Below are 4,272 nucleotides of genomic sequence, written 5' to 3'. Positions count from 1 at the left end.
ACCGCCGCCTGCCGGTTATCCAATAATCTATGTGCTGGACGGCGAGGACAATTTCGCGATCACGGCGCTGACCGCGCGCCGCCTGGCGCAGGCGGGTGCCAGAAGCGGAGTGATGGACGGCATCGTGGTCGGGATCGCGGCGGGGCCCCTGGAACGTCGGGTCCGCGACTATACGCCCGCCGCGCCCGGCTGGACGATCCCCGCGACCATGCCCGCCAGCGGGTTGAAGACCGGCGGGGCCGAGGCGTTTCTTGACCTTGTCGAGCGGCAGGTGAAGCCGCTCGTCCACCAGCGCTGGCGGGTCGATCGATCGCGGGAGACGTTGCTCGGCCATAGCTTCGGCGGTCTGCTGGCGCTGCATGCCGCGCTGACCCGCCCGGCGATGTTCGACGGTATCGTGGCGGTCAGCCCGTCGCTGTGGTTTGGCGACGGCCTGATCACGCGCGAGGCCGCCGCAGTGAAGGACGCGCCGCCCATCCTGATCGCCGAGGGCGATAGCGCGGCAGCACTTCCGGCCGCACTGGTGGGTTCGCTCGATGGTGGTGCGAAGCATGACCGGGCGCGGTTCCTGTCGCTGCCAGGGCAGTCGCATGGGACGACGATGCTGGCGGCGATGGCAGCGGCGATCCGCTTCGCCTTTGCGGGACCAGGCCGATGATCGCGGCGTGGTGTGCGACGGCGGCCATCATCGCCGGGGCGATGTGTCTCTATACCGGCACGCGGCATCAGGCACTGATCCGTCCGGGCGTGGCGGCACGCCCCTGTCGGATCGTCGGGGCGCTGCTTCTGCTGATCGCGCTGGCGCTGTTGCTGACGGTGCAGGGGCCGGCGACCGCCGTCTTCACCTGGGCCACGGCCGCGATGCTGGTGTGGAGCATCGTGCCGGTCGCGATCGGCTGGTGGCGTTTCCGGCGGGGAGCGCCGCGATGAGCCGCCCGCTGCTGACCAGCCGCGACTGGTTCGGCAAGGTGTCGGCCGCTGCCGTGCTCGGCTTCACCCTCACGCTGGCGCTGACCTGCACCTTCGCGACTCTGGTCTCGACCGACGCGGACGTGTTCAGCGCGCAGCGGCAACTCGCCATGTGGCTGGCGTCGCCGATCTGGTGCGCGATCCTCGGCCTCTGCTTCCTGTTCCGCAGCAGCGCGCGGGCATGGGCTTGGCTCGCACTCGCCAATCTGTTGGCCTGGGCGATCTATGCCGCCGCGCGTCTTGTTCTCGGGTGATCGTCGATGCGCACCGATATCGTGAAGACCTATAAGGACGTGCATAGCTGGGTCGGCATTATCGCCGGACTGGCGCTGTTCGTCGCTTTCTATGCCGGGGCGATCACGATGTTCGCCGAGCCGTTGAATCGCTGGGCCTCCGGGCCGACCCGTATCGCCGCGCCGCCGTCGCTGGATCACACGCCCGAACTGATCGACAAGGTGCTGCGCGCCCGGCCCGATGCGCGCGCCGCTTATACCGTGCATTTCGACACCGGCCCCGATCAGCCCGCGCGGCTAAGCTGGACCACCGGCACCCGCCGGGCGCCCGGCCCGACCTTTCTCGCCGCGCAGACGCCTGACGGGGTGTTGCAGGTGGTGCGGCAGGATCCGTCGCCGGTGTCGGAGCTGGTCGACGTGCTTCATCAGCAGGTCGGTCTGCCGTTCAGTCGCGCGGTCGCGATGCCGATCATGGGCGTGATTTCGCTGCTCTACGCCGTCGCCATCATCTCCGGCATCATCTGCCTGCTGCCAAGCCTGACGAAGGATCTGTTCGCGCTGCGTTTCGGCAAGAATGTGAAGCGGATGTGGCTCGACCTGCACAATCTGCTGGGGCTGTTCAGCCTGCCGTTCCACATCATCATGGCGATCACCGCCGTCATCTTCGCCTTCCACGACCAGATCTACGACGTTCAAGGCGCGGTGAACCAGGTCGGCACCGCGACGGTCAGGCGGCGTCCCCCACCGCCACCCGGTCCGCCACGCCCGCCCGCCTATGACGCGGTGCGCGACACGCTGTCGCCGGTTGATGTGCAACGGCGCATTGCGGTCCAGGCACCCGGCTTCGCCTTGCGCTCGATCACCTACCGCTATGATGCCAAGCAGGGCGCGCATGGCGACATCACCGGCGTCGATCCGCGCTATGGGATGCGCGCGCCGACCTATGGCCGGGCGGAGATCGACACCCGCACCGGCGCGATGACAGAGGCGAACTATATGCCGGGGCGGCAGGGGCCGTGGTTCGCAGCGGTCACGTCCTTCTTCACGCTGCACTTCGGCAGCTTCGGCGGTGCGCCCGTGCGCTGGTCCTATTTCCTGCTTGGGCTAGCTGGGGCGTTCATGTTCTACTCGGGCAATCTGCTCTGGATCGAGAGCCGCCGTCGCAAGGAGCGCAAGGCGGGCGCGGTGACGCAGAGCCGTGCCACCCGGATCCTGGCAAGCCTGACGGTGGGGGTGCCGTTGGGGTGCATCGCGGGCATCTCGCTGACGATCGCCGCCGCGAAGTGGTTGCCGGTCGGCCGGGCCGATCTCGCCGCATGGCATAGCGCTATCTACTATCTCGTGTTCGTCGCCGCCGTCATCTGGGCGCTGTTGCGCGGTGCGGCGCGCAGCGGATCGGCGTTGCTATGGGCAGCGGCAGGGGCCACCACCGCCATTCCGCTCACCACGATTCTGTCCCCTGTGCTGGCGCATGGCTGGAGCCATCCCGGCGCAAGCCGACTGGTTGATCTGGTCGCGGTCGTCGGCGCGGCCGGTTTCGCTACGATGGCCAGGGCGGCGCGGCGACGGGCTATGGCCGGGCCGCGTGACAGTGTCTGGGCCGACCCGTCCCTCGCCACCACATAGGAGAATGGCATGAACCTCGTCGCCCTACGGGCCGCCGGGATAGCCGGTATCGTCGGCGCGATCTGCTGGGCGATCGGCGATGTCCTGCTGGTCGGCGGGTCGGCGCCGGCCGAGCAATTCCCCCTGCTGCTGCGCGACTATGCCGACCGCATTCCGTTCAAGGCGCTGGCTTGGATGCTGCCGTTCGACGAGCCGAGGCTGGCGGCGGGGGCGATGATCGCCAACCTGTCTATCCCGCTCTATCTAGCCGGAAGCTGGCATTTGTATCAGGGCGTGAAACCGGCGGGGGGCACTTTGCCGTTCGCCGCGTTCGCGCTGCTTTTCTGCGCCAATGCCTGGTCGCCGCTTGGTCATGCGTCCTTCTATTACCCCGGCATGGTGTACAAGACGATCCCGGCGCTTCCGGTCACGGCGCACCCCGCGCTGCTGACGCTGGGGGCGCAGTTCAGCCATATGCAGGCTGCCGCATGGTTCCTGGCAGTGATCCCGCTGGCGCTCGGCATGCTGCTGCTGTGCGCGACGATCCTTGCCCGCCCGACCCGCTATCCCCGCTGGTCGGCGGTGGTGCTCAATCCCGTTGTGCCGCTGCTGCTCGCTGCCATGGGCGCGGCGTTACCGACACCGGTCGGGCCATGGTTCTTCGCCGCTGCCCTCAATGTCGGGTTCTTCATCGTCTATGGGCTTTCCACGATCCTGCTTTGGAATGGCGGCAGGACCGTCGCACGGTAAGGAAGGGGAATCGTCGCGGCTGGCCGCGGAACGATGATGGTGCGGTTTTGCGATCGAAAGCGCCGCAGCAACGCTCCGCACGACCGCAATGTCCAGGGTCGCTTTCCAGCATCTCGCCGCGCTGACGGAATTCCGTCGATGGACCGGCATTGTGGCGCATGCTTTGTGACGGCACGAAGCAGGGAAAGCGGACATGCGGTTTAGCGACAAGGTCGTCATCGTGACGGGCGGCGGGTCTGGGATCGGCGAGGCGACGGTTCGCCGGTTTGCCGCCGAGGGCGCATCGGTCGTCGTGGCGGATGTTCGAGAGGACGCATGGCGGCGTGTTATCGCCGACCTCGGCGACGCGCGGCATCTGGGCCTGACGATCGACGTCATCGATCCTGAGGCGATCGAGCATATGATCGGGGCGGCCATTTCGCAATTCGGGCGACTGGATACGCTGGTCAACAATGCCGGCATGGGATCGTTCGGTCGTGTCACCGACATTGATCTTGCGCATTGGGACGAAGTGATGCGCGTCGATGTTTCATCGGTATTCTGGGCGAGCCGGATGGCGATCCCGCATCTTGCCCGTAGCGGCGGATCGATCGTCAACGTCGCATCGGCATCCGGTATGGCGGCCGATTACGGCTTCGCAGCCTACAATGCGGCGAAGGCGGCGGTCCTGAATCTGACTCGCGCGATGGCGATCGACCATGCGCCGGCGGTGCGC

At 67.3% G+C, this 4,272-nt stretch carries 6 protein-coding genes; all 6 read left to right on the top strand.

The genetic code is table 11. The annotated features are described in order from the left end of the window. Positions 1–658 (top strand): alpha/beta hydrolase (locus tag ACFDSW_RS15650; protein ID WP_375251194.1); only part of this gene is annotated, 658 nt, incomplete at its 5' end. After that, on the top strand, positions 655–930 hold the full coding sequence (locus tag ACFDSW_RS15645; RefSeq protein WP_375251193.1) for a hypothetical protein: 276 nt from the start codon (positions 655–657) through the stop codon (positions 928–930). The genes ACFDSW_RS15650 and ACFDSW_RS15645, both read left to right, overlap by 4 nt. Then, entirely contained in the window at positions 927–1,223 is a 297-nt protein-coding gene (locus tag ACFDSW_RS15640) for a hypothetical protein (protein WP_375251192.1), read from the top strand. The genes ACFDSW_RS15645 and ACFDSW_RS15640 overlap by 4 nt, the downstream gene beginning before the upstream one ends. A gap of 6 nt (positions 1,224–1,229) precedes the next feature. Further along, positions 1,230–2,828, top strand: a complete 1,599-nt coding sequence (locus tag ACFDSW_RS15635) for a PepSY-associated TM helix domain-containing protein (RefSeq protein ID WP_375251191.1) — start codon at positions 1,230–1,232, stop codon at positions 2,826–2,828. A 9-nt stretch (positions 2,829–2,837) separates the two neighbouring features. Beyond that, positions 2,838–3,557, top strand: coding sequence for a DUF6796 family protein (locus ACFDSW_RS15630; protein WP_375251190.1), 720 nt, complete (start codon positions 2,838–2,840; stop codon positions 3,555–3,557). Positions 3,558–3,750: 193 nt separating this feature from the next. Further along, a partial coding sequence (locus ACFDSW_RS15625; protein ID WP_375251189.1) for an SDR family NAD(P)-dependent oxidoreductase occupies positions 3,751–4,272 on the top strand: 522 nt, incomplete at its 3' end.

It is taken from the genome of Sphingomonas sp. (genome assembly GCF_042091075.1).
Lineage (GTDB): Bacteria > Pseudomonadota > Alphaproteobacteria > Sphingomonadales > Sphingomonadaceae > Sphingomonas.
The sequence above is the reverse complement of the archived record's forward strand: the minus strand, read 5'-3'. Positions and strand labels throughout refer to the sequence as shown.